The organism is Microbacterium pollutisoli (assembly GCF_053586795.1).
The window spans coordinates 220821-247586 of record NZ_JBNYWT010000003.1; the positions used below are offsets into that span (position 1 = coordinate 220821).

Annotated in this window: 25 protein-coding genes and 1 pseudogene; 10 read left to right on the forward strand and 16 right to left on the reverse strand. The window is 72.1% G+C overall.

Annotated elements, in window-relative coordinates; genetic code table 11:
* Nucleotides 1-3: 3 nt before the first annotated feature.
* Genes narJ through ACQ143_RS08950 form a run of 3 tightly spaced genes read right to left on the reverse strand, consistent with a single transcriptional unit; the run spans nucleotide 4 to nucleotide 6115 of the window.
* Nucleotides 4-705, reverse strand: a complete 702-nt coding sequence (narJ, locus tag ACQ143_RS08940; protein WP_449570340.1) for a nitrate reductase molybdenum cofactor assembly chaperone — start codon at nucleotides 703-705, stop codon at nucleotides 4-6.
* Nucleotides 702-2372: a nitrate reductase subunit beta gene (gene narH / locus ACQ143_RS08945; RefSeq protein ID WP_449570341.1), complete on the reverse strand. Its 1671-nt coding sequence runs from the start codon at nucleotides 2370-2372 to the stop codon at nucleotides 702-704. Before narH ends, narJ begins: the two co-directional genes overlap by 4 nt.
* The gene (locus ACQ143_RS08950) at nucleotides 2372-6115 is read right to left on the reverse strand and encodes a nitrate reductase subunit alpha (protein ID WP_449570342.1); all 3744 of its coding nucleotides are present in this window, start codon (nucleotides 6113-6115) and stop codon (nucleotides 2372-2374) included. Before ACQ143_RS08950 ends, narH begins: the two co-directional genes overlap by 1 nt.
* Before the next feature lie 234 nt (nucleotides 6116-6349).
* Here ACQ143_RS08950 and ACQ143_RS08955 point away from each other — a divergent pair, with 234 nt between their 5' ends.
* Genes ACQ143_RS08955 through ACQ143_RS08965 form a run of 3 tightly spaced genes read left to right on the forward strand, consistent with a single transcriptional unit; the run spans nucleotide 6350 to nucleotide 8534 of the window.
* The gene (locus ACQ143_RS08955) at nucleotides 6350-7582 is read left to right on the forward strand and encodes an MFS transporter (RefSeq protein ID WP_449570343.1); all 1233 of its coding nucleotides are present in this window, start codon (nucleotides 6350-6352) and stop codon (nucleotides 7580-7582) included.
* A 47-nt stretch (nucleotides 7583-7629) separates the two neighbouring features.
* On the forward strand, nucleotides 7630-8106 hold the full coding sequence (locus ACQ143_RS08960; protein WP_449570344.1) for a MogA/MoaB family molybdenum cofactor biosynthesis protein: 477 nt from the start codon (nucleotides 7630-7632) through the stop codon (nucleotides 8104-8106).
* A complete protein-coding gene (locus ACQ143_RS08965) occupies nucleotides 8106-8534 on the forward strand; it encodes a molybdenum cofactor biosynthesis protein MoaE (RefSeq protein WP_449570345.1) in 429 nt (142 codons plus the stop codon). Before ACQ143_RS08960 ends, ACQ143_RS08965 begins: the two co-directional genes overlap by 1 nt.
* A 15-nt stretch (nucleotides 8535-8549) precedes the next feature.
* On the opposite strand, the gene ACQ143_RS08970 is transcribed toward ACQ143_RS08965, so the two are convergent.
* The 6 genes from ACQ143_RS08970 to ACQ143_RS08995 are packed head-to-tail and all read right to left on the reverse strand — an operon-like array spanning nucleotide 8550 to nucleotide 12467.
* The gene (locus ACQ143_RS08970) at nucleotides 8550-8783 is read right to left on the reverse strand and encodes a MoaD/ThiS family protein (protein ID WP_449570346.1); all 234 of its coding nucleotides are present in this window, start codon (nucleotides 8781-8783) and stop codon (nucleotides 8550-8552) included.
* Entirely contained in the window at nucleotides 8783-9046 is a 264-nt protein-coding gene (locus ACQ143_RS08975; RefSeq protein ID WP_449570347.1) for a DUF6457 domain-containing protein, read from the reverse strand. Before ACQ143_RS08975 ends, ACQ143_RS08970 begins: the two co-directional genes overlap by 1 nt.
* Nucleotides 9043-9660 (reverse strand): molybdenum cofactor guanylyltransferase, encoded by a 618-nt coding sequence (gene mobA, locus ACQ143_RS08980; RefSeq protein ID WP_449570348.1) that lies wholly within the window; start codon nucleotides 9658-9660, stop codon nucleotides 9043-9045. The genes ACQ143_RS08975 and mobA overlap by 4 nt, the downstream gene beginning before the upstream one ends.
* On the reverse strand, nucleotides 9657-10127 hold the full coding sequence (moaC, locus tag ACQ143_RS08985) for a cyclic pyranopterin monophosphate synthase MoaC (protein WP_449570349.1): 471 nt from the start codon (nucleotides 10125-10127) through the stop codon (nucleotides 9657-9659). Before moaC ends, mobA begins: the two co-directional genes overlap by 4 nt.
* 4 nt (nucleotides 10128-10131) lie before the next feature.
* Nucleotides 10132-11373: a molybdopterin molybdotransferase MoeA gene (locus ACQ143_RS08990; protein ID WP_449570350.1), complete on the reverse strand. Its 1242-nt coding sequence runs from the start codon at nucleotides 11371-11373 to the stop codon at nucleotides 10132-10134.
* A complete protein-coding gene (locus ACQ143_RS08995) occupies nucleotides 11370-12467 on the reverse strand; it encodes a ThiF family adenylyltransferase (RefSeq protein ID WP_449570351.1) in 1098 nt (365 codons plus the stop codon). The genes ACQ143_RS08990 and ACQ143_RS08995 overlap by 4 nt, the downstream gene beginning before the upstream one ends.
* 137 nt (nucleotides 12468-12604) lie before the next feature.
* Between ACQ143_RS08995 and ACQ143_RS09000 the strand changes: the two genes are divergently transcribed.
* Genes ACQ143_RS09000 through ACQ143_RS09015 form a run of 4 tightly spaced genes read left to right on the forward strand, consistent with a single transcriptional unit; the run spans nucleotide 12605 to nucleotide 15722 of the window.
* The gene (locus tag ACQ143_RS09000) at nucleotides 12605-12997 is read left to right on the forward strand and encodes a TOBE domain-containing protein (protein WP_449570352.1); all 393 of its coding nucleotides are present in this window, start codon (nucleotides 12605-12607) and stop codon (nucleotides 12995-12997) included.
* 3 nt (nucleotides 12998-13000) lie between these two features.
* A complete protein-coding gene (modA, locus tag ACQ143_RS09005) occupies nucleotides 13001-13771 on the forward strand; it encodes a molybdate ABC transporter substrate-binding protein (protein WP_449570353.1) in 771 nt (256 codons plus the stop codon).
* Nucleotides 13768-14580, forward strand: coding sequence for an ABC transporter permease (locus ACQ143_RS09010; protein WP_449570354.1), 813 nt, complete (start codon nucleotides 13768-13770; stop codon nucleotides 14578-14580). The genes modA and ACQ143_RS09010 overlap by 4 nt, the downstream gene beginning before the upstream one ends.
* The gene (locus tag ACQ143_RS09015) at nucleotides 14577-15722 is read left to right on the forward strand and encodes an ABC transporter ATP-binding protein (RefSeq protein WP_449570355.1); all 1146 of its coding nucleotides are present in this window, start codon (nucleotides 14577-14579) and stop codon (nucleotides 15720-15722) included. Before ACQ143_RS09010 ends, ACQ143_RS09015 begins: the two co-directional genes overlap by 4 nt.
* A 10-nt stretch (nucleotides 15723-15732) precedes the next feature.
* On the opposite strand, the gene cydC is transcribed toward ACQ143_RS09015, so the two are convergent.
* From cydC to ACQ143_RS09035, 4 genes are all read right to left on the reverse strand, one after another.
* Entirely contained in the window at nucleotides 15733-17400 is a 1668-nt protein-coding gene (gene cydC / locus ACQ143_RS09020) for a thiol reductant ABC exporter subunit CydC (protein ID WP_449570356.1), read from the reverse strand.
* On the reverse strand, nucleotides 17397-19058 hold the full coding sequence (gene cydD, locus ACQ143_RS09025) for a thiol reductant ABC exporter subunit CydD (RefSeq protein WP_449570357.1): 1662 nt from the start codon (nucleotides 19056-19058) through the stop codon (nucleotides 17397-17399). Before cydD ends, cydC begins: the two co-directional genes overlap by 4 nt.
* A 97-nt stretch (nucleotides 19059-19155) precedes the next feature.
* Nucleotides 19156-20190: a cytochrome d ubiquinol oxidase subunit II gene (cydB, locus tag ACQ143_RS09030; protein ID WP_449570358.1), complete on the reverse strand. Its 1035-nt coding sequence runs from the start codon at nucleotides 20188-20190 to the stop codon at nucleotides 19156-19158.
* Between the two features lie 9 nt (nucleotides 20191-20199).
* Complete coding sequence (locus tag ACQ143_RS09035) at nucleotides 20200-21621, reverse strand: cytochrome ubiquinol oxidase subunit I (protein ID WP_449570359.1); 1422 nt, start codon at nucleotides 21619-21621, stop codon at nucleotides 20200-20202.
* Between the two features lie 144 nt (nucleotides 21622-21765).
* Between ACQ143_RS09035 and moaA the strand changes: the two genes are divergently transcribed.
* Together moaA and fdhD are read left to right on the forward strand one after the other, a co-directional pair.
* Nucleotides 21766-22827, forward strand: a complete 1062-nt coding sequence (gene moaA / locus ACQ143_RS09040) for a GTP 3',8-cyclase MoaA (RefSeq protein ID WP_449570360.1) — start codon at nucleotides 21766-21768, stop codon at nucleotides 22825-22827.
* Between the two features lies 1 nt (nucleotide 22828).
* The gene (fdhD, locus tag ACQ143_RS09045) at nucleotides 22829-23740 is read left to right on the forward strand and encodes a formate dehydrogenase accessory sulfurtransferase FdhD (protein WP_449570361.1); all 912 of its coding nucleotides are present in this window, start codon (nucleotides 22829-22831) and stop codon (nucleotides 23738-23740) included.
* Between the two features lie 6 nt (nucleotides 23741-23746).
* Here fdhD and ACQ143_RS09050 read toward each other — a convergent pair whose 3' ends face one another.
* The gene (locus tag ACQ143_RS09050; protein ID WP_449570362.1) at nucleotides 23747-24385 is read right to left on the reverse strand and encodes an ArsR family transcriptional regulator; all 639 of its coding nucleotides are present in this window, start codon (nucleotides 24383-24385) and stop codon (nucleotides 23747-23749) included.
* A 147-nt stretch (nucleotides 24386-24532) separates the two neighbouring features.
* Here ACQ143_RS09050 and ACQ143_RS09055 point away from each other — a divergent pair.
* Nucleotides 24533-24682, forward strand: a pseudogene (locus ACQ143_RS09055) (putative quinol monooxygenase); the annotation flags it as partial.
* Nucleotides 24683-24813: 131 nt separating this feature from the next.
* Here the strand turns inward: ACQ143_RS09055 and ACQ143_RS09060 are convergent.
* Nucleotides 24814-25845: an LLM class flavin-dependent oxidoreductase gene (locus tag ACQ143_RS09060; RefSeq protein WP_449570363.1), complete on the reverse strand. Its 1032-nt coding sequence runs from the start codon at nucleotides 25843-25845 to the stop codon at nucleotides 24814-24816.
* Nucleotides 25846-26016: 171 nt separating this feature from the next.
* Complete coding sequence (locus ACQ143_RS09065) at nucleotides 26017-26679, reverse strand: TetR/AcrR family transcriptional regulator C-terminal domain-containing protein (RefSeq protein ID WP_449570364.1); 663 nt, start codon at nucleotides 26677-26679, stop codon at nucleotides 26017-26019.
* Nucleotides 26680-26766: the final 87 nt, after the last annotated feature.

Below are 26766 nucleotides of genomic sequence, written 5' to 3' on the forward strand. Positions count from 1 at the left end.
CGTTCACGAGTCCTCCTGCGAGACGGGGCGGAACGGCGGCAACTGGCCGAGGAAGCTGAGGCCGACCGTCTCGGTGGGCGGCCCTTCACTGATCAGTTCGAGGAAGCGCTCACGCGTGCGCTCGTCGATGGGCGGAAGCGACAGCGTGATCGTGCGGACCACGAGCGCCCACGGGCTGTCCAGACCCTCGAGAGCGGCGCGCAGCACCTCGATGCCCTCGCGGTGCGAGGCGATCAGGGCGCCGGCGATCTCCGAGTCGGAGCGCGCCGAGAACTCGAGCACCGCGGGCAGGTAGTCGGGTAGGTCGTCCGCCTCGAACTCCCATCCCGCCGCCCGGTACGCCTCCAGGAAGGTCACCAGGGCCACGCCGCGGCGGCGGGTGTCACCGGTCGCGTAGTAGCTCAGATATAGGCTGCACTTGCGCTTCAGGTCGAACGTCGTGACGTACCGGCGCTGCCACTCGGTCACCCCCGCGCGGCGGGCCTGGCCGATGTAGTCCTCCAACGGTCCGGCGATCGCCGACGGCAGCCCCACCAGGTGCGCCTGCAGCGTGTCGAGACGGGCGTGCCACTGCGCGTCCGGGTAGTCCAGCAGCAGGGATGCCAGCATGTGCACCCGCGCGCGCTGCGCGGCGTCCAGCTTCACCGGCGCCAGCTCCGGCGGCATCTTCCGCTGCGGGGTGACCCGCGTCAGCACCGAGCTCATGGCGTGTCTTCCTGCGTCTCGCGTTCGCGGACATCGTCGGCGCTCTGCGGCGGGAACAGCCCCTGCGGCGTGCCGTTGCCGTCCCAGTTGAGCAGGTTCACCCGGCCGGGCGTCGACGGGCGGTCGGCGGTCTGACGGTCGGCGAGGATGTGGAAGTTCTCCACCGCGACCGGCACCGACGGGCCGCTCGACGAGCCGAAGGGGCCGGCGCCGCCCATGCCCGGGCCGCCCTCGAAGTCGAGCGAGCAGGCCAGCTCCTCGAGCTGGTGCGCCTGTTCGGTGTGGGCGGCGGGGATGACGTAGCGCTCCTCGTACTTCGCGATGGCCAGCAGCCGGTACATCTCCTCGATCTCGGGGCCGGACATGCCCACGGCGTTGGCGATGCGCTCGTCGCGCTCGTCGTCGATCGAGATCCCGCGCATGTACGAGCGCATGGCCGCCAGGCGCCGCAGCGCCAGGTCGACCGGTGCCACATCGCCGGCGGTGAACAGCTCGGCCAGGTACCCGATCGGGATGCGCAGCTTGTCGATCGCGGCGAACAGCGTGCGGGCGTCCTCGCCGTCGTTGCCCGACCCGGTCACGACGTCGACCACCGGCGACAGCGGCGGGATGTACCAGACCATCGGCATGGTGCGGTACTCGGGGTGCAGCGGCAGGGCCACCTGGTACTGCATGAGCTTCCAGATGGGGGAGCGCTGGGCGCCCTCGATCCAGTCCTCGGCGATGCCGTCGCGGCGGGCCGCGGCGATGACCTCCGGGTCGTGCGGGTCGAGGATGATGTCGCGCTGGGCCTGCAGCAGGTCCTTCTCGTCCTCGACGCTGGCGGCGGCCGCGACGCGGTCGGCGTCGTAGAGCACCAGACCCAGGTAGCGCAGCCGGCCGACACAGGTCTCCGAGCACACGGTGGGCAGCCCCACCTCGATGCGCGGGTAGCAGAACGTGCACTTCTCGGCTTTGCCGGTGCGGTGGTTGAAGTACACCTTCTTGTAGGGGCACCCCGACACGCACATGCGCCAGCCGCGGCACTGGTCCTGGTCCACGAGCACGATGCCGTCCTCGGCGCGCTTGTACATGGCGCCGGAGGGGCACGAGGCCACGCACGACGGGTTCAGGCAGTGTTCGCAGATGCGCGGCAGGTAGAACATGAAGGCCTTCTCGAACTCGGCCTTCACCTCTTCGCTCATCTTCTGCAGGACCGGGTCGTCCTGCATGGTCTCCATCGACCCGCCGAGGTTGTCGTCCCAGTTGGCCGACCACGAGATCTTCATGTCCTCACCGGTCAGCAGGCTCTTGGGCCGCGCGACCGGCACCTGGGCGCCCTTGGGGGCGTTCAGCAGCATGTCGTAGTCGTAGGTCCACGGCTCGTAGTAGTCGTGGATCTCGGGCAGCTTCGGGTTCGAGAAGATGCGCGCCAGCTTCGACAGCCGGCCGCCGCCCTTGAGCTTGAGGCGGCCGCGCTTGGTGCGCTCCCAACCGCCGCGCCACTTCTCCTGGTCCTCGTAGCCGCGCGGGTAGCCGACGCCGGGACGGGTCTCGACGTTGTTGAACCAGACGTACTCCACGCCGGTGCGGTTGGTCCAGGCCTGCTTGCAGGTCACCGAACAGGTGTGGCATCCGATGCACTTGTCGAGATTCATGATCATCGACATCTGCGCCATGACCTTCATCAGTACTCCACCTCCTGGCTGCGGCGACGGATCGAGGTGATCTCATCGCGCTGGTTCCCGGTCGGGCCCAGATAGTTGAACGCCCACGCCAGCTGCGCGTAGCCGCCGATGAGGTGGCTGGGCTTGAGCAGGATCCGCGTCAGCGAGTTGTGGATGCCGCCGCGCAGACCGCTGGTCTCCGCGATCGGCACGTCGACGGTGCGGTCCTTCGCGTGGTACATGTACACCGTGCCCTCCGGCATGCGGTGCGACACGATCGCGCGGGCGACCACGACGCCGTTGCGGTTGTACGACTCGATCCACTCGTTGTCGCGGACGCCGATCTTGGCGGCATCCTGCGGACTCATCCAGATCGTGGGGCCGCCGCGACTGAGGGACAGCATGAACAGGTTGTCCTGGTACTCGGAGTGGATCGACCACTTCGAGTGCGGGGTCAGGTAGCGGACGGTCACCTCGGTCTGCCCGGCCGCACCGGGGCCCGCGACCCGGCGGGTCGCGCCGACCTGGCCGTCGCCGAACAGGCGGTGCATGTCCAGCGGTGGACGGAACACGGGTAGGTTCTCGCCGAGCTCCTCCATCCAGTCATGGTCGAGGTAGAAGTGCTGGCGGCCGGTGAGGGTGTGCCAGGGCTTGAGGTGCTCGACGTTGATCGCGAACGCGGTGTAGCGGCGGCCGCCGTGCTCGGACCCGGACCATTCGGGCGAGGTGATGACGCTGCGCGGCTGCACCTGCACGTCCTGGAACGTGATGTGCGCGCCCTCGTGGTCTTCGGCCAGCTGCGCGATGCGCTGGCCCGTCGTCTTCTCGAGCTGCCGGAAGCCCTGCACGGCCAGGCGCCCGTTGCTGGTGCCGGAGAACGCCAGGATCATCTCGCACGCGCGCTTGTCGGAGTCCAGCCGCACCGAGCCGGCGTAGGGCCCGGAGGGCACCGTGCCGTTGACGTGCTTCAGCCGCTCGATCTCCTTGTCGGGCATGTAGGTGATCGCCTTGGTCGTCATGCCGAGCTTGCCGGTGAGCGGACCCAGGGTGCGCCACTTCTCGTAGAGGTTCGGGTAGTCGCGCTCCACGACGATGAGCTTGGCCATGGTCTGGCCCGGCACCAGCGGCAGGCCGTCGAGCACCTTGCCGTGCGGGGTGGCCATGACGTCGGCCGTGTCGTGCTGCAGCGGCGAGGCGACCACGTCCCGGCGCATACCCAGGTGAGTCTGCGCGTACTCGCTGAACTTCTTGGCGAGCGCGCCGAACAGCTCGAAGTCGGTGCGGGTCTGCCACGGCGAGGTGATCGCCGGGGTGAACGCGTGGATGAACGGATGCATGTCGGTCGAGGACAGGTCGTACTTCTCGTACCAGGTCGCCGCCGGCAGCACGATGTCGCTGAACAGCGTCGTCGAGGTCATGCGGAAGTCAGCCGTCATCAGCAGGTCGAGCTTGCCCTCCGGCGCCTTCTCATGCCACCGCATGTCACGGGGCCGCGAGCCCTCGGGGGTCTCGGGAGCGCGGACTGCCGAGTCGGTGCCCAGCAGGTGCTTGAGGAAGTACTCGTTGCCCTTGCCGGAGGAGCCCAGGATGTTCGCCCGCCACACCAGCACGATGCGCGGGAAGTTCTCGGGCGCATCGGGGTCTTCGACGGCGTACTCCAGCGAACCGTCCGTGAGGCTGTCGACGATGTGCTGCGCCGGCTCCTTGCCGGCCGCCTCGGCTTCGTCGGCCAGGTCGAGCGGGTTGCGGGAGAACGTCGGGTACGCCGGCATCCACCCGCGCTTGACGGACTCGACCATGCAGTCGGCCGTCGTGCGTCCGGCGAAGGTGCCGCGCGCCAGCGGCGAGGCGAGCTGGTCGGCGGGCAGGCCGTCGTAGCGCCACTGATCGGTGGCCAGGTACCAGAACCCGGTGCCGATGTGCTGGCGGGGCGGCCGGTTCCAGTCACCGGCGGTCGCGTACTGCGAGTAGCCGGTGATGGGGCGGACCTTCTCCTGACCCACGTAGTGGGCCCAGCCGCCGCCGTTGACACCCTGGCAGCCGCACATCATCGTCAGCGCGAGGAACGTGCGGTAGATCGTGTCGGAGTGGAACCAGTGGTTGGTGCCGGCGCCCATGAGGATCATGGAGCGGCCGCCGGAGCGGTCGGCGTTGTCGGCGAACTCGCGCCCGATGCGGATCGCCTGCTCGGCGGGCACGGAGGTGATCTCCTCCTGCCAGGCGGGGGTGCCCGGGGTGGTCGGGTCGTCGTAGCCGGTGGGCCACTCGCCCGGCAGGCCCTCGCGGGCCACCCCGTAGCGGGCCAGCATCAGGTCGAACACGGTCGTGACGAGCTTGCCGGCCACGCGCCGCACCGGCACGCCGCGGCGGACGACGCCGGTGCCGCCGGCGTGCTCACCTCCCGGCTCGGGGGTCAGGTCGAAGCGCGGCAGCAGGATCTCGGCCGTCTCGGTCGTGTCGGCCAGGTCGGACAGCGACAGCGCCGGGACGACGTCGCCGAGGTCCAGGTTCCAGTTGCCCTCGTCTTCGGGGGTGAACCGGTGGCCGAGCGACCCGCCGGGGACGACGGGCGTGCCGTTCTGATCGAGCAGCACGGTCTTGAAGTCGGCGCGTGGCACCTGCGCCTCGGGGCCGTCCAGGTCGCTCGCGGTGAGGAACTTGCCGGGCACGAGGCCGTCGGGGTGCTCTTCGAGCGAGACGAGGTACGGCGAGTCGGTGAATCGCTGCATGTAGTCCTCGAAGCGCGCGGTGCGCTTGTCGACGTAGTGCTCCTTGAGGATCACGTGACCCATCGCGATGGCCAGCGCCGCGTCGGTGCCCGGATGCGGGGAGACCCACTCGTCGGCGAACTTCGTGTTGTCGGTGTAGTCGGGGGAGACCGTGATGACCTTCTGGCCGCGATAGCGGGCCTCGGTCATGAAGTGCGCGTCGGGCGTGCGGGTCACCGGCACGTTGGAGCCCCACATGATGAGGTAGCCCGCGTTCCACCAGTCGGCCGATTCGGGCACGTCGGTCTGGTCGCCGAACACCTGGGGGCTCGCGACGGGCAGGTCCGCGTACCAGTCGTAGAAGGAGAGGATCGAGCCGCCGAGCAGGTTCAGGAACCGGGCGCCGGCGCCGTGGCTGACCATCGACATGGCCGGGATGGGGGAGAAGCCCGCGATGCGGTCGGGACCGTACTGCTTGACGGTGTGCACGTGGGCCGCCGCGGCGATCTCCATGGCCTCGTCCCACGTCGTGCGGATCAGGCCGCCCTTGCCGCGCGCCGACTTGTAGCTGCGGGCCTTCTCCGGGTCCTCGACGATCGAGGCCCAGGCGTCGACCGGGTCGGGGTGGGTGCGCTTGGCCTCCCGGTAGAGCTGCGCGAGGGTGTCGCGGATGTACGGGTAGCGCACCCGGGTGGGGGAGTAGGTGTACCAGCTGAACGCGGCCCCGCGGGGGCAGCCGCGCGGCTCGTACTCGGGCGAGTCAGGGCCGACCGACGGGTAGTCGGTCTGCTGGGTCTCCCACGTGATGATGCCGTCCTTGACATACACCTTCCAGGAGCAGGAGCCGGTGCAGTTCACGCCGTGGGTCGAGCGGACGACCTTGTCGTGCGACCAGCGGTCGCGGTAGAACACGTCGCCCGAGCGGCCGCCTTCGAGGAACAGCGCGCGCAGGTCCTCGCTCGTCTCGCCGCGGCGGAGGAAACGCCCCATGTTGAGCAGCGTGTCGGCCAGCGGCCCGTCGGTCGCGGGGTGGATGGCCCGGGTGTCGGGGGTCATGAGTCCTCCTGAAGGTTGCCGGCTGACCCCAGTCTGTCCACGCGTTTCGGGGTTGTCCATCCCCTCCGCCCGTGTCAAATAACCCGGTTCGGGACTTAGGTTCTCCTTATCCGGGCCTGGGTTTTTGACACGGCCGGGACAGGTGACGCAGGCGGGCGGCGCCGCTAGGTTGGGTCGCGAAGCGCCGGTGACACTGCGCCGGAGCCGCCCAGTCGGCCTGATCAAGGAGACCGCATGTCGACGACCATCCCGGAGAAATCGGCCACGGCCGCCGAACCGAACCTGCGTGGCGGACTGGGGCAGGTGATCCTGGCCACCTTGGCCTCCACCGTCGGGTTCTGGGCGTGGATGACGATCGCGCCGCTGCAGAACATCTATGCCACCGAGATGGGGCTCGACCAGGGCCAGATCTCGATCATGCTGGCCATGCCGGTGCTCGTCGGCGCGCTCGGCCGCATCGTCGTGGGCGCCATGACCGACCGGTTCGGCGGACGCAAGATGTTCACCTTCGTGCTGCTGGCGGGTGTGCCGCCGGTGCTGCTGGTGGCGCTGGCCGGCAGCATCGGCAGCTACTGGCTGCTGCTGGTGTCCGGTTTCCTGCTGGGCGTGGCCGGCACGATCTTCGCGATCGGCATCCCGTTCTCGAGCGCGTGGTTCCCGCCGGCGCGCCGCGGCTTCGCCAACGGTGTCTTCGGCATGGGCATGATCGGCACGGCCGTGTCCGCGTTCGCGACGCCGCGCCTGGCCGAAGGCATCGGCTACCTGCCCACGCACCTGCTCATCGCGGGCGTCATGATCGCGATGGCCGCCGTCGTCTGGTTCGGCATGCGCGAGTCGCCGGTGTGGAAGCCCAGCCACCAGGCGCTGATCCCCAAGGTGACCGGGGCGCTCAAGCTCGTCATCACCTGGCAGATGTCGTTCCTGTACGCCATCGTCTTCGGCGGCTTCGTCGCCTTCTCGACCTACCTGCCCAAGTACCTGCTGACGATCTACCCGGGCGATGTGGATGCCGTGGGCGCCGGCACCCGGACCGCGCTGTTCGCCGCGGCGGCCGTCGTGGCGCGGCCCATCGGCGGTGTGCTGGCCGACCGGTTCGGGCCGAAGGTGATCTCGCTCGTGTCGCTGGCCGGCATCGTGGCCACCGCCTACATCGTCGGACAGCAGCCGCCCGAGGGCGTGCTCACCGGCGTCGTGTTCCTGCTCATGGCCTCGGCGATGGGACTGGGCATGGGCGCGGTGTTCGCCTGGGTCGGCCCCTCGACCCCGCCGGACAAGGTCGGCGCCGTGACCGGTGTCGTGGCCGCCGCCGGCGGCCTGGGCGGATACTTCCCGCCGCTGGTCATGGGTGCCACCTACCACGCCGACACCAACTCGTACGCACTCGGCCTGTGGCTGCTCGTGCTCGTCGGCGCCGGCGCGCTCGTGGTCGGCGGGATGCTGCGCGACGCCCGTGCGCCCAAGCCGTGAGAGCGGGGCGCCGGTCCGGCCGACCGCGCCACGCCTAGGCTGAGGACATGCAGTTGCGCGCACGGGTCATCACGGTGTCCGACCGCACCGCGCGGGGCGAACGCGAGGACCGCAGCGGTCCGGTCGCCGTGGCCGGCCTGCGCGACTCCGGGGCCTTCATGGTGGATGCCACGGTGATCGCCGACGGCGCCGACAGTGTCGAGGCGGCCCTGCGCGCGGCGCTGGACGCCGGCATCCGGCTGGTCGTCACGACCGGGGGCACGGGCGTGTCCCCGCGCGACCAGACGCCCGAGGGCACGGCGCGGGTGCTCGACCGGGAACTGCCCGGCATCGCCGAGGAGCTGCGCCGTCGCGACGCCGCCGAGAAGCCGCACGGCATGCTGACCCGGGGGCTGGTGGGGGTGGCCTCCACGAGTCTCATCGTGAATCTGCCGGGTTCACCGGCGGCCGTGGCGACCGGGCTGCCGGTGGTGCTGTCGGTGGCCGCACATGTTCTGGACCAGCTCGAAGGGGGCGACCACTGATGGCCGAGGTGCGCATCGCGCAGATCAGCGAGCAGCCGCTCGACGTGGCCGCCCACCTGGCGGCCGTCGACGATCGGTCCGCCGGGGCCGTGGCGAGCTTCATCGGCACGGTGCGCGACCATGACCCGGATGCGGCGACCGCCGTCGTCGCGCTGGAGTACAGCGCACACCCCGACGCCGAGAAGACGCTGCGCGAGATCGCCCTGCGCGCCATGGCGGGCCGCCCGGCGATCGTCGCCGTCAGTCACCGGATCGGGCGGCTCACGGTGGGGGAGGCGGCCGTGGTGATCGCGGTGGCGACCCCGCACCGCGCCGAGTCGTTCGAGATCTGCCGTGAGGTCATCGAAGACATCAAGCGGTCGCTGCCGGTGTGGAAGCGTCAGGTCGAAGCCGACGGCAGCACCGCCTGGAAAGGCCTGGGCGGGTAGCGACCTCCTCGCCGGTCACCCGCCGGCGAACGGGGGCAGCACGTCGACGAGCGCGTCGGCGCCCAGCGGGGCGTCGTCGGGAACGCGGGCGCCGTCGACCAGCACGGCGCAGCGCGGCAGGATGCCGCCCAGCCCGGGCCGCTCGGAGGCCAGGGCGGTGCGCAGCGCGCCGAGCGTCGTCTCGGGCCGCTGCTCCTCGGCGCGGCCGGCCATCTCCTCGGCGGCGGCGAAATAGCGGACGCGGGCCATCAGCCCTCCCACTCCTTGGCCATCTCCGTGATGACGGCCACCGCGGCGGCGACGTCCTCGGGCGCACCGCCAGCACGGCCGGCGATCAGGCCGGCGGCATACGCGCTGAAGGGTGCGGCGGGGCGCGCGACCCCGACGGCCACGTCGCGGGCCAGGTCGAGGATCAGCGAGATCGGCAGGTCCTGCTCGCTCAGCCCGAACCGCGTGCGCAGGGCCGCAGCCCACGCGTCGAGGGCCTCGGGCGGAAGGGTCTTCTCACTCATGCTCGCTCCTCCTCCGGCCCGCCGTAGCGTGCACGGGCCTTCTCCAGATCTTCCCATGTATCCACATCGGCGGTCTCGTCGGCCGGCGCGGCGACCATCGCGATGGCCAGGTCCGCCAGCAGGTCGCGCATCGACGCGTCGGCGCCGTCGGCCGGCAGCGCGGCCGCCGCCCGCCGCAGCACCCGGGTGCGATAGGCCCCGGTGAGCCACTGCGGCCGGGACGACGGGTCGCCCAGGCACACGCCGTCGACATCGCCCGGCAGCAGCGGCAGGTCGCGCAGCACCCGGGCCACCGCGTCGCCGGCCCGCGGCAGATCGCTCGCCAGCAGCAGCGTCCACTCCGGCGGCTCCGGGGCCGAATCCAGCGCCCGCACCCCGGCCACCACCGCGGCGGCCGGACCGGCGAACCGGGGCTGCTCGCGCACCCACTGCACGGCGCCGCCACCCGGGAGGTGCTCGGCGCCCGCATCGCCCACCACGATGACCGGCGCGCACCCGGCCACCGCATCCAGCGCATGCTGCAGCAGCGACCGCCCGCCGACGTCGAGCCGCGGCTTGTCGCGGCCGCCCAGCCGCGTCGCGCGTCCCCCGGCGAGCAGCACCGCGGCGGTCATTCCGGCCGTACCCAGTCGCCGCTCTTGCCGCCGGTCTTCGCCGTGATGCGCACGTTCTCGATCGCGGTGGCCTTGTCCATGCCCTTGACCATGTCGACGACGGCGAGCCCGGTCACGGCCACCGCCGTCAGCGCCTCCATCTCGACGCCCGTGCGGTCGGCGGTGCGCACGGTGGCGGAGACCTCCACACCGTCGTCGACGATCTCGAGGTCCACGACGGCACCGTGCACCCCGATCACGTGCGCCAGCGGCAGCAGGGCGGGGGTCTGCTTCGCGGCCTGGATGCCGGCGATCCGCGCCACGGCCAGCACATCGCCCTTCGGCACGGTGCCGTCGCGCAGCGCCGCCACCACGTCCGGCGCGCAGCGCACGAACCCGCGCGCGGTGGCCGAGCGCACGGTGGGCTGCTTGGCGGTCACATCGACCATGCGCGCGTGGCCGGCCTCGTCGAGGTGCGTGAAGCTCATGGGGTCATCCTTCCAACATCCAGACATCGACCGCGTCGCCGGCGGCCACGGCATCCACCTCGGCGGGCACGACGATGTACGCCTCGGCGACGCCCAGCCCGCCCGCCCGGTGCGATCCGGAGCCGCCGGGGGTCGCCGGACCGGCCGTCCAGCGCGCCGGGTCGCTGCGGTCGATCGCCGCGGGCAGGAACTGGCGGCGCCCCGGCGGCGTGCGCCAGGCGGTGGATGCCGGCAGACGCAGGACCGGGCGCGCCACGGTCGTGCGGCCCTGCATCGCGCACAGCGCCGGGCGCACGAACACCTCGAACGACACGGCCGCGCTGACGGGGTTGCCGGGCAGGCCGAACAGCAGCGCACCGGAGTCCGCGACGCCGAACCCCTGCGGCTTGCCGGGCTGCATCGCGACCTTCGTGAACGCCATCGCCCCGGCCAGCTCGTTCTTCACGACTTCGTACGCGCCCGCGCTGACCCCGCCGGAGAACACGACGACGTCCACCGCGGCCAGCAGCTTCGCGAGGGTCTCCTGCAGCTGCCGACCCTCGTCGTCGACGCTGGTCCGGTGCACGACCTCGGCGCCGGCGGCCAGAGCCAGGCCCGCCAGCAGCACGCTGTTCGATTCGGGGATCTGCCCGCGCTGCAGGGACTGTCCGGGCGCCACCAGTTCGCTGCCGGTGGAGATCACCGCCACGCGGGGGCGTCGCGCGACCGTCACCTCGGCCACCCCGGCGGCGGCCGCCGCGCCCTGCTGCCACGCACCGAGCACGATGCCGGCCGGCAGCACCTCGTCCCCGGCGCGGACGTCTTCGCCGGTGCGGCGGATGTGCGCGCCGGCCGTGCGTGGCGCCCGCTGCACCGTGACGGTGCCCAGCGAGTCGGCCAGGCCCCCGGCGGTGTCTTCGAACGGCACGATCGCATCGGCGTCGGTCGGCACCGGCGACCCGGTCATGATGCGCGCGGCCTGGCCGGCGCCCAACGGAGGGTCCTCGGCGGTCCCGGCGGGAAGGTCTGCGACGACCGTCAGCGCGACCGGGTGCGCGGGGCCGGCCTCGTGCACATCGGCGAACCGCACCGCGAACCCGTCCATCGCCGAGTTGTCGAACACCGGGATGTCGACGGCCGCCCGCACCGGGGCGCGCAGGGTGCGTCCGGCCGCGTCGGCCACCGCGACCGTCTCGGCCCCCAGCAGGGGGGTGGATGCCAGGACGCGGTCGAGCTGGGTCTCGACCGCGACCGGGGCGCCGGTCATGACGCCCAGGCGGCCAGTCCGCCGGCGAGCACCGACGCCTGCACACCGCGCGCCTGCAGCACCTCGGCCGCCCGCTGCGCGCGGACGCCGTGGGCGCAGATCACCACGACGCTGTCCCCGTCGACCTGTCCGGGGTCGGCGAAGAAGTCGCCGAGCGGAATCAGCACCGAGTCGGCCACGATGCCGGTCGCCGTCTCGAACGGCTCGCGCACGTCGAGCAGGGTGGCGCCGGCGGCCTGCGCGGCGAGCATCTCCTCGGCGGTCAGCTGCGGGATCGGCGGCGGGGGCGGGGGCGTCACGTCAGCGGTCATGGGCTCCATCCGGGTCTCGGCGGGGGTGAGGGGGATCTCGCGCTGCGTGCCGCGCAGGCTGTCGACGACGGCGATCCGGCCCAGCAGCGGCTCACCGATGCCGGTGATCAGCTTGATCGCCTCGGTGGCCAGCATGCCGCCGACCTGCAGGCACAGGGCGCCGAGCACCCCGACCGCGCTGCACGACGGCGGTTCGCCGGCCTGGTCGGCCGGGTACAGGTCGCCCAGGCGCACGGGCGCGACGCCGGCCGGGGGTGCGGACCAGAACACGGTGATCTGGGCGTGGTATTCCTGCAGCACGCCCCACACCAGGGGGATGCCGAGGGTCTCGCACGCGGCGGCGACGTCGGTGCGGGTGGCGAAGGTGTCGCTGCCGTCGATGACCAGGTCGGCGCCGGCCAGCAGCTCGGCGGCGTTGTCGGCGGTCAGTCGGGTGCGCTGCGGGCGCACGACCGTCTCCGGCGACAGGTCGGCGGCGGCGCGCACCGCCGAGTCGAGCTTGTCGGCGCCGATGTCGGCGTGCCGGTGCAGGATCTGGCGGTGCAGGTTCGTGACCTCGACGACATCGTCGTCGATGACGGTGAGCGTGCCCACCCCGGCGGCCGCGAGCGCGAGGATGACGGGACTGCCGAGGCCCCCGACGCCGATGACGCCCACGTGTGCGGCGGCCAGGCGTCGCTGTCCGATCTCACCGAAGCCGGCGAGGGTCGCGTGACGCAGCGTGCGCTCGCGCTCGGCGGGCGACAGTGCGGCCACGGGCGCGACGAGCGGGGGCAGGGGCATGTGTTCAGCGTAGTCGCGGGCACCGGGCCGGGCGCCGCGCGCGGCCGGGAATTACGCGGTCGTCCGGGGCACACTCAGGCGCAGATGCGGAATAATCACGGGGGAGAGAACCGCAGCCGCGGTGTAGCGTGGCATCCATGCAGAGCTTCCGCATCGCCCAGGCCGCGCGGCTGCTGGGTGTCAGCGACGACACAGTGCGGCGGCTGGTCGAGCGCGGCACCCTGCCGACCACGGGTGGGTCGCCGACCACGATCCCCGGCGACGCGCTGGCCGCCTACGCGGTCGAGGCGCAGTCGGCGGCCGCCGACCCCACCGACGTGCTCTCCAGCGCCCGCAACCGATTCGTCGGGCTGGTGACCCGGGTGCAGGTCGACGGCGTCATGGCACAGGTCGACATCCAGGCCGGCCCCCACCGGGTCGTGTCGCTGCTGTCGGCGGAGGCCGTCCGTGAGCTCGGCCTCGAGCCCGGCTCTCTGGCCGTGGCCGTCGTCAAGGCGACCCACGTCGTCGTCGAGACACCCGGCGGCTGACCGATGCGTCGCCGGATCGTCGCGACGCCGCTGGCGGCGGCCGTCCTCCTGCTGGGTGGCTGCGCCGGCGGCACCGGCACCGCGCCGGCCGCCGACGGGCTGACCGGGCCGGTCGCCGTGTCGGCCGCCGCATCGCTGACCGCGCCGTTCGACGAACTCGCCGCCGCATTCACGGCCGAGCACCCGGGCGTGCAGGTCGTGCCCAGTTACGACGGCTCGTCGACGCTGGCGACGCAGATCATCGAGGGTGCGCCGGTCGATGTGTTCGCCTCGGCGGACGAGGCCAACATGCAGAAGGTGGTGGATGCCGGGCTGGCCGGCGACCCGCGACTGTTCGCGACGAACACGCTGACGCTCATCGTGCCGGCCGGCAACCCGGGCGGCGTCACCGGCATCGAATCGTTGTCCGATGAGGCGCTCACCGTCGTGCTGTGCGCACCGGAGGTGCCGTGCGGCACGGCGTCTGACCGCGTCCTGGATGCGGCCGGTGTCGCCGCCGCCGTCGACAGCTTCGAGCAGAATGTGACCGCGGTGCTCACCAAGGTCGCCGCCGGCGAAGCCGACGCGGGGCTCGTGTACGTCACCGATGCGGCGCTCGCCGCCGGCGAGGTCGAGACCGTCGAGACGGCCGGAGCCGACGCGGTGGTCAACCGCTACCCTGTCGTTGTGCTCGACGATGCGCCCCACGCCGCCGCTGCGGAGGCGTTCGTCGCCTTCGTGCGCGGCCCGGTCGGGCGGGCCGTGCTGGCCGACCACGGTTTCGGCGCCCCGTGAGCGGCGCCGACCGCGACGCGCGCGGATTCGTCCCGGCGGTCCTCGTCCTGCCCGCGCTGGTGGGCATCGCCCTGCTGGTGGTGCCGCTGGCCGCCCTCGTCGGCCGCGTCGACTGGTCGACGCTGTGGGCCGACGTCACCGCGCCCGAAGCGCTGGCGGCGCTCGGACTGTCGCTGCGGACGGCGCTGATCGCGACCGCCGTGTGTCTCGTGCTGGGCGTGCCGCTCGCCCTGCTGATCGCCCGCGCCGGCAGCCGCACCGCGGCGTTGCTGCGCGCCGTGGTCACCGTGCCGCTCGTGCTGCCGCCCATGGTCGGCGGTGTCGCCCTGCTGTTCCTGTTCGGCCGCTCCGGCTGGCTGGGACCGGTGCTGGAGCAGTGGGGCGTGCAGATCCCGTTCTCGACGACCGCGGTCGTGCTCGCCCAGACCTTCGTCGCCCTACCGTTCCTCGTCCTCGCCCTCGAGGGCTCGCTGCGTGCGACCGGCGTGGGCTATGAGGCGGCGGCGGCCGCGCTGGGCGCCGGCCGGTGGACGATCCTGTGGCGGGTGACGCTGCCGCTGGCCGCCCCCGGGCTGGTCGCCGGCACCGTGCTGTGCTTCGCGCGCGCGGTCGGCGAGTTCGGGGCGACCGCCCTGTTCGCCGGCAACGCGCCCGGCACCACCCGCACGATGCCGCTGGCGATCTACACGGCGTTCAACGGCGCCGGCGTCTCGCAGGGCACCGCCATCGCCCTGGCCCTGCTGCTGCTGTTCACCGCCGTCGGCGTGCTGCTGCTGGTGCGCGCCTGGCGCCCGGGAGCGATGCGATGACCGGCGACGGTTCGGCCCACCTCGACGCGCACGTCGTCGTGCGTCGTGCGCGCGGCTTCGCCGTGGACGCCGTGCTGGCGGCCGCCGCGGGGGAGATGGTGGCGGTCATGGGCCCGAGCGGTGCCGGCAAGTCCACCCTGCTGTCGGCCGTGGCCGGGTTCACCCGGCTGACCGACGGCTATGTGAGCGTGGCGGGCCGGCTCGTGTCGGGGCGTCGCCCCACCACTGAGGGGAGCCCGGCCCGCGGGCGGAAGGCCCGGGTGGCGCCGGACCGCCGCGGCGTCGTGCTGCTGGGTCAGGACCCGCGGCTGTTCCCGCACATGACGGCACGCGACAACGTCGCCTTCGCGCTGCGCGCCCGCGGCACCGAACGCCGCCACGCGGCGGCACAGGCCGACGAACTGCTGTGGCGGGTGGGCCTGCCCGGGATGGGCGGGCAGCGTCCCGCCGCGCTCTCCGGCGGTCAGCAGCAGCGTGTCGCGCTCGCCCGTGCGCTGGCCGCCGCGCCGGACGTACTGCTGCTGGACGAGCCGCTGACCTCGCTCGACCCGGTGACCGCCGACGGCATCCGCTCGGTCATCACCGAGCTGCGCGCCGGGATCACGACGGTCATGGTCACCCACGACGCCGTCGACGCGGCGGCGCTGGCCGCGCGGGTGGTCGTGCTCGAAGACGGCCGGGTCACCCAGGACGCCCCGATGCGCGAAGTGCTCGCCCACCCGGCCACCGCGTTCGCGGCGAGCCTGGCCGGTCTCAATCGCCTGGTCGGCCGTGCCGTCGACGGTCGGTGGACCGGCGGTGACGGCGGTCCGGTGCTGGCCGGCAGCGCCCCGGCATCCCTCACCGACGGCGACGAGGTCGCGGCGGTGTTCCGGCCCGCCGCCGTGACGGTCAGCCGCGCCGCCGAGCAGACCTGGACGGCGGCGCTGCGCCTCGACCGCGAGCGGCCCATCGTCCCGGGCGAATGGCTCACGCGCGTGACGCGCCTGGAGCAGAGCCCGTCGGGAGTGCGCGTGCACACCGCCGAGCCGGTCGTCGTGGCAGAAGTGTCGGTGGACGACGTCGCCGCGCTGGGCCTGACGCCGGGGCTGCCGGTGCGCCTGCGGGTGCCGCCCACCGAGGTGCGTCTCGTGCGGCGGTGATCAATCCGGCTCAGTGCAGTCGGCCGGACTCCAGGCGGAGGGTGCGGTCGATCAGGTGCGGCGGCACCTCGACGTGCGAGATGACGACGACGGCCTGATCGTCGCCGACGGCCGACAGCAGATCGGTCAGCAGTGCGGTGGACGCCGCCGGATCCACACCCGCGGTCGGCTCGTCCAGCACGAGCACCGGGAACCCGCGCAGCAGCGCACGGGCCAGCGCGATGCGCTGGGCCTGCCCGCCCGAGACGAGCGCGCCGCGCTCGCCCACGCGCGCGTCCAGTCCGCCGCGCTCGCGCAGCCAGGCGCCCAGGCCCACCCGTCCCAGGACGGCCTCGAGCTCGGCGTCGGTCGCCGTGTCGCGGGCGAACAGCAGGTTCTGCCGGATGTCCTCATCGAACAGCATCGGCTGCTGCTCGCACAGGCCGACGACCCGGCGCACGGCGTCGGGGGACAGGTCGCGCACCTCCCGGCCGCCCAGGCGGTACGAGCCGGTCGCGTCGAGGAACCGCACGAGCACGTGGGCCAGCGTCGTCTTGCCCGCCCCACTCGACCCGACCACGAGCACCCGCTCGCCCGGCCGGACGTCGAGGTCGACCCCGCGCAGGGTGGGTTCGGGGTCGCCGGGCCAGTGCGCCGTCACGCCGCGCAGCCGCAGCCCCTCGCCCAGCATCACCGGGTCCGCGTCGGCGGCATCGGCCTCGTCGGGTTCGTACGGCAGTTCCGGGGGCACCACGTCGGGCAGCGCGTGGGCGATGCGCTCGGCGGCCGCGCGCACCTGCCGCCACGACGCGGCGGCCAGGGGCACGGCAGCGAAGACTTCGAACACCGCCATCGGGACCAGCACTGTCACCGCCGCCGCGGGTCCGGTGATCGCGCCGCTGCCCAGGCCCGGAACGACGGCGAGCAGGGCCAGCAGCGACGCGGCGCCGGCCAGCAGCGACACGACCGCTCCGGTGCCCGCCTGCGCCCCCGCACGGCGGACGACCGCGCGACGCAGGGCGGCGTCGGCCTGCGCGATCCGCTGCCGCCCGGCATCCACGGCACCGCATGCGATGAGCACGTCGAGGCTGCCCAGATGGTCGACGACGGCGTCGGTCAGGCGGCCGCGCAGCGGCGCGATCGCCCGCTCGGCCCGGGAGCCGGACAGCCACCCCCAGCCGGTGGCGACCACGCCCGCGGCCACCAGGCAGGCCAGCAGGGTCAGCGCCGCCGGCCACCACACGAACGCGACGAGGACGACCGCGCCGACGGCGACGGCGGCCGAAGAGATGAGCGGCTGCACCACGCGCAAGGGCAGGTTCTGCAGCTCGTCGACGTCATCGACGAGGGTGGCCAGCATCGAACCCCGCCGCGTGCGGGTGAGGCCGTCGGGAGCGAGGGGCACGAGCCGGCGGACGAGATCGGTGCGGGTGGATGCCAGTTGGCGCAGCGCCGCGTCGTGCCCGGCCACCCGCTCGGTATAGCGGAAGACGGCGCGCGACAGGGCGAAGGCCCGGACGCCCACGACGGCGGCGGTGATGTACATGACCAACGGCTGCTCGGCGGAGCGCACGATCAGCCACGCGCTGACGGCCAGCAGCGCCACCGCCGAGGCCTCCGACAGGAATCCCGAGGCGGCGCTGGGCCAGAACCGCCGGGCGGGCGGCATGGCGCGGCGGAGCACGTCGGCGGGGGTCATGCCGTCACCTCCGCGGACAGCGACACGACCGTGTCGGCGATCGACCGGGCGCTGCGACGATGCGACACCAGCAGCACGAGGGCGCCGCCCTCGGCGAAGGTGCGCAGCGACGCCCACAGGGCGGCCTCCGTCTCTGTGTCGAGCGCCGCGCTGGGCTCGTCCAGCGCGAGCACCGGACCCAGGCCGCGCAGGTGCCGGTAGAACGCGCGGGCGACCGCCACCCGCTGGGCCTGGCCCCCCGACAGGCCGGCGCCCTGCACGCCGAGGCTCTGGGCGGCGGGCACGTCGTCCAGCAGTGCGAGGGCGCGGGCCCGGGCGACCAGGGCGGGGTCGGGAGTCGTGTCGCCGAGGGTGATGTTGTCGGCGACGGTGCCGGCCACAAGCCCCGGCTGCTGGCCCGCCCACGCCAGCCACGTCGCCGGCGACAGCGCCCGGACATCCCGGGAACCGTAGGTGGCCGTGCCGTCGAAGTCGGCGCCGCCCATCAGGGCCGCGAACAGGCTGGACTTGCCGGCTCCGCTCGGCCCCTCCAGGAGGGTGATCGTCCCCGGCCGGGCAGTGAAGGAGACCGGAGGCAGCGTGCGGTCGCCGCGACGCACCCGCACGTCGTCGAGGACGAGCACTCCCGCACCGATCGCGGCGGTGGACGGCTCGGCCGGGGGCGCCGGAGTCACGGCGGCGGCCGCGTCGAGCACCGCGAACACGTCGTCGGTGGCCGCCACGCCCTCGGCGGCGGCGTGGAACTGCACGCCCACTTGGCGCAGCGGCAGATAGGCCTCCGGGGCCAGCAGGAGTACGAACAGGCCGACGAACAGGGGAAGCTCGCCGCCCAAGAGCCGGAAGCCGATCGACACCGCGATGATGGCGACCGAGATCGAGGCCAAGAACTCCAGCGCGAACCCGGACAGGAACGACACCCGCAGCACGCGCATCGTCTCGCGGCGGTACTGGTCGGTCACCTGCTCGATCGAGCGCACCGCGCGGTGCTGCCGGCCGAACACCTTGAGCGTCGACAGTCCGCGGACCGTGTCGGCGAACCGGGAGGCCAGCCGGCCCAGCGTGCTCCACTGGCGCTGCTGCACAGCCCGGGTGGCCACACCGATGAGAGCCATGAACACGGGGATCAGCGGGATCGTGGCCACGACGGTCACGCCGGAGATCCAGTCGTGCGCCCACATCACCGCCACCAGGATCGGGGTGGCGATCGCGGTCTGCACCAGCTGCGGCAGGTAGCGCCCGAAGTACGCGTCGAGGGCCTCGAGGCCCCGTCCGGCGACCACCGCGAGGCGGGCGCTGTTGTGCGTGGCGAGCCAGCCCGGTCCGAGCACGCCCACCGCGTCGATCAGCGCGGCGCGCAGCTGACCCTGCACGCGGGCAGCGGCCCGGGCGGCGACCAGCTCGCGCACCCACACCAATCCGGCCCGCAGGGCGATCACGGCGACGAAGGCCACCAGCGTGGGGGTGAGGTCGCCCCCGGCGATCACCGTGGTGACACCCGTGGTGAGCAGCCAGGCGAAGGCGACGATCGTGAGGGTCTGCGCGAGGCTGATCACCCCGATCGCGACGAAGAACCCGCGCGACGCGCGCCCGTACCGCAGCAGCCGGGGGTCGACCGGCCGCCCGCGCCGGCGCGCAGGGGTGTCGCCCGACGTTGCCATGACTCGATCCTGCCTGTTCTGCTCGTCGCCTGCCCGATGAGCCGGGTGCCGTGCGGCGGCGGCCGGGTGTGCCCGGCGTGGTCACGCCCCCGCCGGGTCAGTGGGCGGGGGCGGCCTCGGCCTCCTCCATGCGCGCCCGGGTGACGCGCTTGCGGAACACCCAGTACGTCCAGCCCTGGTACAGCAGCACCAGCGGAAGGAAGATCAGCACCGTCCAGCTCATGATCTGGAGCGTGTAATCGGTGCTCGACGCGTTCTCGATCGTCAGGCTGTGAACCGGATCGGGAGAGGACGGCATGACGTAGGGGAACAGCGCCAGCCAGAGGGTCAGCACCGCGAAGGCGACGGTCACGGCACCGGCGGCGAAGGCGATGCCGTCGCGGTCGACCCAGTTCAGCGCCACGGAAGCCAACAGCGCGAGCGCGGCGATCACGCCGCACGCCACGACCGCCCACAGCAGCGGAGCCTCCCGCTCGGCGGCGAGGATCGTCGTCCAGATCACGGTGCCCGCCGCGAACACGATCGTCGGCAGCGCGAGCTTCTTGCCCAGCGCCTGGGCGTCGTGGTGCACCTGACCGTCGGTCTTCAGCCCGACGAAGTGCACACCGTGCAGCCAGAACAGCAGCAGCGTGGTGATGCCCACCCACAGCCCGTACGGGTTGAGCAGCGTCAGCAGCGAGCCGGTGAACTCGTGATCGGCATCCAGCGGGACGCCCTGCACGATGTTGCCCACCGCCACGCCCCACAGCAACGCCGGCAGCGCCGACCCCCAGAAGATCATCCGGTCGAAGCCGCGCTTCCACCGCAGCGAGTCACGCTGATGGCGGTACTCGAACGACACGCCGCGGGCGATGAGCGCCAGCAGGATCACCAGCAGCGCCAGATAGAACCCGCTGAACAGCGTCGCGTACCACTCGGGGAACGCGGCGAACAGGCACGCGCCGGCGACGATGACCCACGTCTCGTTGAGGTCCCAGACCGGTCCGATGGTGTTGATGACCTGGCGGCGGGACACTTCGTCCTTGCCGAGGAACGGCAGAGCCATGCCGACGCCGAAGTCGAACCCGTCGAGCACGAAGTAGCCGACGAACAGGAATCCGACGATGAAGAACCACAGGTAGGCGAGATCCATGACGTCCTCCTAGTAGACCGTGGTCGCGGTGGGGGTGGGGGAGCCGGCTTCCGGGGAGCCGGGCTCGGGCAGGGGCGCGGGGCCCTTCTGCGCGGCCTTGCGGATCAGCCCGAACTCGACGACCGCGAGGGCGGCGTATATCGCGGTGAACGCGATCAGCGAGACGAGCACCGTCCAGCCGGGCACATTCGGCGAGACGCCGTCCTCGGTGAGCATGAGGCTGAACACGATCCACGGCTGGCGGCCCATCTCGGTGAACACCCAGCCGACGAGGCTGCCCAGCAGGGGGAGCGGAGCCGACCAGATCGCGACCTTCCACATCCACTTGGCCACCGGGCGCTTGGCGTTCTTGCGCGTCACCCACAGGCCCGCGACCGCGACGAGGGCCGATGCGGCGCCCAGCCCGATCATCCAGCGGAACGACCAGTACGTCACCCAGATGACGGGCATGTAGTCGATGCCGGCGCCGAACTGCTGCTCGTACAGCGCCTGCAGGTCGTGCAGCCCTTCGACGCAGCCGTCGAACGAGTGCGTCGACAGGAAGGACAGCAGGTAGGGCACGCGCAGCGACCACACCTCGGCCGTGCCGTCGGGTGTGCCGATCGAGAAGAGCGAGAACGATGCGTCGGCCCCGCACGCGGTATGCCAGAGCGCTTCGGCGGCGGCCATCTTCATCGGCTGGGTATCGACCATGACCAGGCTCAGCTGGTCGCCGGTGAGGGCGGTGAGCCCGAACGTGACGATCGTGAACCACAGGCCGTACTTCAGCGAAGCGCGCATCGTCTCCAGGTGCTGGCCGCGGGAGAGGTGCCAGGCCGAGACGGCGATCACGACCGCGCCGGCGAACATGAACGCCGAGAACAGCGTGTGCGGGAACGCGGCGAGGACGACCGGGTTGGTGAGCACCGCGACGAAGTCCGTCAGCTCCACGCGCCCGGCCTCGGGGTTCAGCGTGTAGCCGACCGGGTTCTGCATGAAGGCGTTGGCGGCGAGGATGAAGTACGCCGACAGGGTCGATCCGAACGCGACGGCCCAGATGGATGCCAGGTGCAGCGCCCGCGGCAGGCGATCCCACCCGAAGATCCACAGACCGATGAAAGTCGCCTCGAAGAAGAACGCCAGCAGACCCTCGAACGCCAGCGGGGCGCCGAAGATGTCGCCGACGAACCGGGAGTACGAGGACCAGTTCATCCCGAACTGGAACTCCTGCACGATGCCGGTGACGACCCCCATCGCGAAGTTGATGAGGAAGATCTTCCCGAACAGCTGCGTCAGGTTCAGCCATTTCACGTTGCCGGTGCGATGCCACACGGTCTGGAAGATGGCGACCGTCAGGGCCATGCCGAGGGTCAGGGGGACGAACAGATAGTGGTAAAGGGTCGTCAGACCGAATTGCCACCGTGCCAGCGCCAGCGGGTCGAGGAAATCCACCGCACGCTCCTTTCGAGTGCCTGAAGGTGAGGGTACGCGGGTGGCATGACCCGCGGCCCGCCGGGGGGCCGTGATTAATCGCGTTTGCGGTTTCCCCGGCCGCAGACGGCCTCCGGGGTGCGATCGGCGAGTAGCCTCGATGGCATGGCGGCCGTACCTCTCATCCTCACCCACCGTGCTGCGGTGGGCGTCGATGCGGCCGAATCGGAGGGCACGGCGCTGGTCGACACGTTCGGCCGGGTGCACCGCGATCTGCGCATCTCCCTCACCGACCGGTGCTCGCTGCGGTGCACCTACTGCATGCCCGAGCAGGGCAACGAGTGGCTCGCGCGCGAGAGCATCCTGACCACCGACGAGATCGTGCGCGTCGCCCGGGTGGCCGCCGCCGCGGGCATCACCACCTTCCGGCTCACCGGCGGGGAGCCCCTGCTGCGCCGCGACATCGTCGAGGTGGTGGCGCGCCTGTCACAGGTCGAGGGCCCGGACGGCCCCGTCGACATCGCGATGACGACCAACGGCATCCGCCTGCCCGAACTGCTGCCCGCTCTGGTGGAGGCCGGCCTGAAGCGGCTGAACATCTCGATCGACACGCTCGACCGCGAGAAGTTCCGCACCCTGACCCGTCGCGACCGGCTCGACGATGTGCTCGAGGGGATCGCCGCGGCGGCCGCCAGCGGACTGCGCCCCCTCAAGCTCAACGCCGTGGCCATGCGCGGCGTCAACGACACCGAGCTGGTGGACCTGGTCGAGTTCGCCCTCGCGCACGACGCCCAGCTGCGGTTCATCGAGCAGATGCCGCTGGATGCCGGCCACACCTGGGACCGGACGTCGATGGTCACCCGCGACGAGATGCTCGCCACGCTCGGCGCGCGCTGGGAGCTGACCGGGGTGCCCGGGCGCGGCGGCGCGCCGGCCGAACTGTTCCTGCTCGACGGCGGCCCGGCGGCGGTGGGCATCATCGCGTCGGTGACCGCCCCGTTCTGCGGCAACTGCGACCGCATGCGGCTGACCGCCGACGGTCAGCTGCGCAACTGCCTGTTCTCCACCAGTGAATACGATCTGCTGCCGGTGCTGCGCGGCGACGGCGCCGACGCCGACGTCGACCGGGTGCTGCGCGCATGCGTGCGCGGCAAGCTGCCCGGGCACGCGATCAACGACCCGTCGTTCCTCCAGCCGGTGCGGGGAATGAACGCGATCGGCGGCTGACGTGGGGCGCATCACCGCTCGCGCACCCGTCGTCAAGATCTCCACCGGCGGGGCCAGTCGTCGTCGCGCCGACACGCTCGCCGTCGAAGAGCCCCTCGAGATCCGGGTGGGCGGCGCTCCGCTGACGGTGACCATGCGCACCCCCGGCCACGACGTGGAATTGGCCGCCGGCTTCCTCGTCTCCGAAGGCGTGCTCACTCACGCCGGCCAGTTCGCCTCGGCGATCCACTGCGGCGGTCCGGGCACCGGCGGCACGCCGGCGACAGCGGTGGATGCCGGTGGGGCGGCGCCGGGCACGGCGAGCCTGCAGGTGCTCGGCACCGCGGCTGGCGAGGGCAACACCTACAACGTGCTCGATGTCACCCTCGCCGCGGGGGTGGCGCTGCCGGCATCCGACCTCGCGCGCAACTTCTACACGACCAGTTCGTGCGGCGTGTGCGGCAAGGCGTCGATCGAGGCGGTCGCGACCGTGTCGGCGTTCGACCTGTCCGCCGACGACACGGTGGTCGACCCGGCCCTGCTGGTCGACCTGCCCGAACGGCTGCGCTCCGAGCAGCGGGTCTTCGACAAGACCGGCGGGCTGCATGCAGCGGGGCTGTTCGACCTTGCGACCGGGGAGCTGCTGGTCGTCCGCGAAGACGTCGGCCGGCACAACGCCGTCGACAAGGTGGTGGGCTGGGCGGTGCTCGGCGACCGGCTGCCGCTGCGCGGCACGGCGCTGATGGTGTCGGGCCGGGCCAGCTTCGAGCTGGCGCAGAAGGCCGTGATGGCCGGCATCCCAATGCTCACGGCCGTCTCGGCGCCGTCGTCGCTCGCGGTCGAGCTGGCCGCCGGCGCCGGGCTGACGCTGGTCGGATTCCTCCGCGGCGACACGATGAACGTGTACGCCGGCGCCGAGCGTCTCCGCCTCTGAGCGCGGTCAGGCGGCGGGTTCCCGGGTGCGGCCGGTGTGCCGCAGCAGCACGACGCATTCGGTCGGGTCGCACGCGGGCCGGATGCCGGCGACCTCGAGCGGTCCGCCCGCCTCGGTGAGCACCCCCTGCATGATGCTCAGGTGCACCTGGCAGAGCACCTCCAGGTGCTCGGCCTGCGCCTGCGCCTGGTGGCACGGGGTCAGCTCGATCGACAGGTCGTTCTCGTCGATGATCGGATCGAACCCGGCATCCACCAGGTCATCGACGATCGCGTCGAGCTGGTGCAGGGCGTCGGTGTCCAAGGACTCCGGCGTGGAGCCCGGCAGCACCCGCCGCATGAGGTCGCCGCGCTCGGCGGCGGCGCGCACGCGTCGCCGCTGGATAGGGCTCGATGCGGCGTCGCCGTCGGCCGCGCTGTAGAGCACGCGGGGCCGGCCCCGGGTGGTGCGACGCTCGGTCTCGGTCACGACGTAGCCGTCGTCGATGAGCCGCTGCAGGTGCTCGCGCACGGTGTTGGCGTGCAGTCCGCTCGCCGCCGTGAGCTCGGAGATCGTGCGGGGAGACTTCTGCTGCAGCATGTGCATCAGCTCCACCCTCGAGTAGCTGGAGATCGCACTGTAGCCGGTGGCCTGAGCTGTGGTCATACCTCACATTATTCACGTTTTTCACGGCAGTGTGGGGAGGTGTCCACCCGGCGATTCTCAGGCAATGGGATCGGTGCGCTTGGTGCTCCGTGTCGCCGTCTGCTACGCGGTCCGGCGTGGATGCCGCCGGGCGACGATACTGGTCGGATGGACCGCGTGGAGCTGCAGGGGGAACTGGTCTGTTCCGATGCCGATCAGGCCGCGACGGTGCGCGCGCACCTGCCGCAGCACATCGCACTGACCCGGGCAGAGCCGGGGTGCATGGCATTCGAGGTGCGGGCGACCGACGATCCGCTGGTGTGGCGTGTCTCGGAGATGTTCGCCGACGCGGACGCGTTCGCCCGGCACCAGCAGCGCGTCGCTGACAGCGAGTGGGGGGCGGGCCACGCGCGGGATCGAACGCCGGTACCGGGTTACCGGCCCGGGGATCAGCGACTGAGGGTCGGCTCCCAGCCCAGCGCGGGCGCGACGTGCGTCGCGAACGACTCGACGATGCGCAGGTTGAACTCTACGCCCAGCTGGGAGGGGATCGTGAGCATGAGGGTGTCGGCCGACATGACCGCGGCATCCTGCTTCAGCTGCTCGATGAGCACGTCGGGAGCGGCGGCGTAGGTCTTGCCGAACGTCGAGCGGAAGCCGTCGATGTAGCCGATGCCGTCGCCCTCCTGGCTGTGTCCGAAGTACAGCTCGTCCTCGGCCGTCGTGATCGGGAACACCGACCGGCTGACCGACACGCGCGGCGTGCCGGGGTGCCCGGCCTCGCGCCACGCGGCGCGGAAAACGTCGATCTGCTCGGCCTGCAGGATGTCGAACGGGCGTCCGTCGGCCTCGGTCACCAGCGTCGACGACATGAGGTTCAGACCCATCCGGCCGGTCCACTCGGCCGTCTCGCGGGTCCCCGAACCCCACCAGACGCGCGAGCGCAGGTCGGGGGAGTGCGGCTCGATGCGCTGCCGGCCGGTGCCACCGCCGAACGGGCTCTGCGGGTCACGCTCGGCCAGGCCCTCGCCGTCGATCGCGCGCAGGAACAGGTCGGTGTGGGCGCGGGCGAGGTCAGCGCCGCGCGGGTCGGTGGCCCCCGTGTAGCCGAAGGCCTCATAGCCGCGCACGACGGTCTCGGGTGACCCGCGGCTGATGCCCAGCGCGATGCGGCCGCCCGAGATGAGGTCGACGGCGGCGGCCTCTTCGGCCAGGTACAGCGGGTTCTCGTAGCGCATGTCGATGACGCCGGTGCCCATCTCGATGCGCTCGGTCTTCGCGGCGATCGCGGCCAGCAGCGGCATCGGGGCGGACTGCTGCCGGGCGAAGTGGTGCACGCGGAAGTACACGCCGTTGACCCCGAGGTCGTCCATCCCCTGCGCGAGGTCGATGGCCTGCCGGAGCGAATCGCCGGCGGTCAGTTCGCGGCCCCCGCCCAACGGGCCGTAGTGGCCGAACGAGAGCGTTCCGAATCGTTGCATGTCCGGTGCAACCGCCCGACCTCGCGATCCATTCCGCCGCATGCGCCGCAGTCGCCTGCGCCCCGGCCGTCCCCGAGCCCACCTCAGCCGCGAGAGAACAACGGATGGACGAGAGAACGGGTGTTGCCCGCACTCTCGGCGCCCCGTTGTTCTCTCGCGGAATCCGGCCGGTCAGTGGGGGAGACGCTCGATGGCGGTGATGAACGCGTCGAGGTCGAACGCGAGCTGGGTGTCGCCGAAGTTGTCCACGCGCGCGTCGACAAGCTGTCGTAGTGCGGCGTACTCGCCTTGGACGCCGTCGAGCGCGCGGCGCAGATCCTCGATCTGCGGGTGGCCCTCGGCGCGTCGTCCGACCAGTGCGTCGCGGGCGAATCCGGTGCAGATCGTGACCAGCAGGTGCATCGACCGGCTGACGGTCACCTCGTCGTAGCCGGCCGCGAGCATGCGCTCGGCGATCGCCTCCGCCGGTCCCACCAGGGCGAGGTCGCGTTGGCTGGTGAACCGGAAGTGCTCGGCCCAGGCGCCGATGTCGAGAAGGCTCTGGACCATTCCGCGCGCGTAGGCGCGACAGGCATCCTGCCAGGTCGTGCCCAGCGCGACATCGACCTCGCCGAAGCGACGTCGGAACGCATCGAGGGCGAGCAGCTCGAACAGATGCTCGCGGTTGCGCACATGGTGGTGAAGCGCTTTGCGGTCGACCCCGAGCTCTCGGGCGAGGGACTGCATCGTGAGCGTACCGGGGTCCATGCCCCGGGCCGCGGCGACGATCCGGTCCGCGTCCAAGCCGGCCCGAGCGCCGCGGGCGCGGCGGCCGGGAATGTCTGCGTGCTCCACCCTGCCTCCCGCGTGTTTTCACGGCCCCGGGCCCTTGAGGGCCGGTATCCCGAAGCCTAGAAATTCCCGTACGGGAAAGAAATTCCC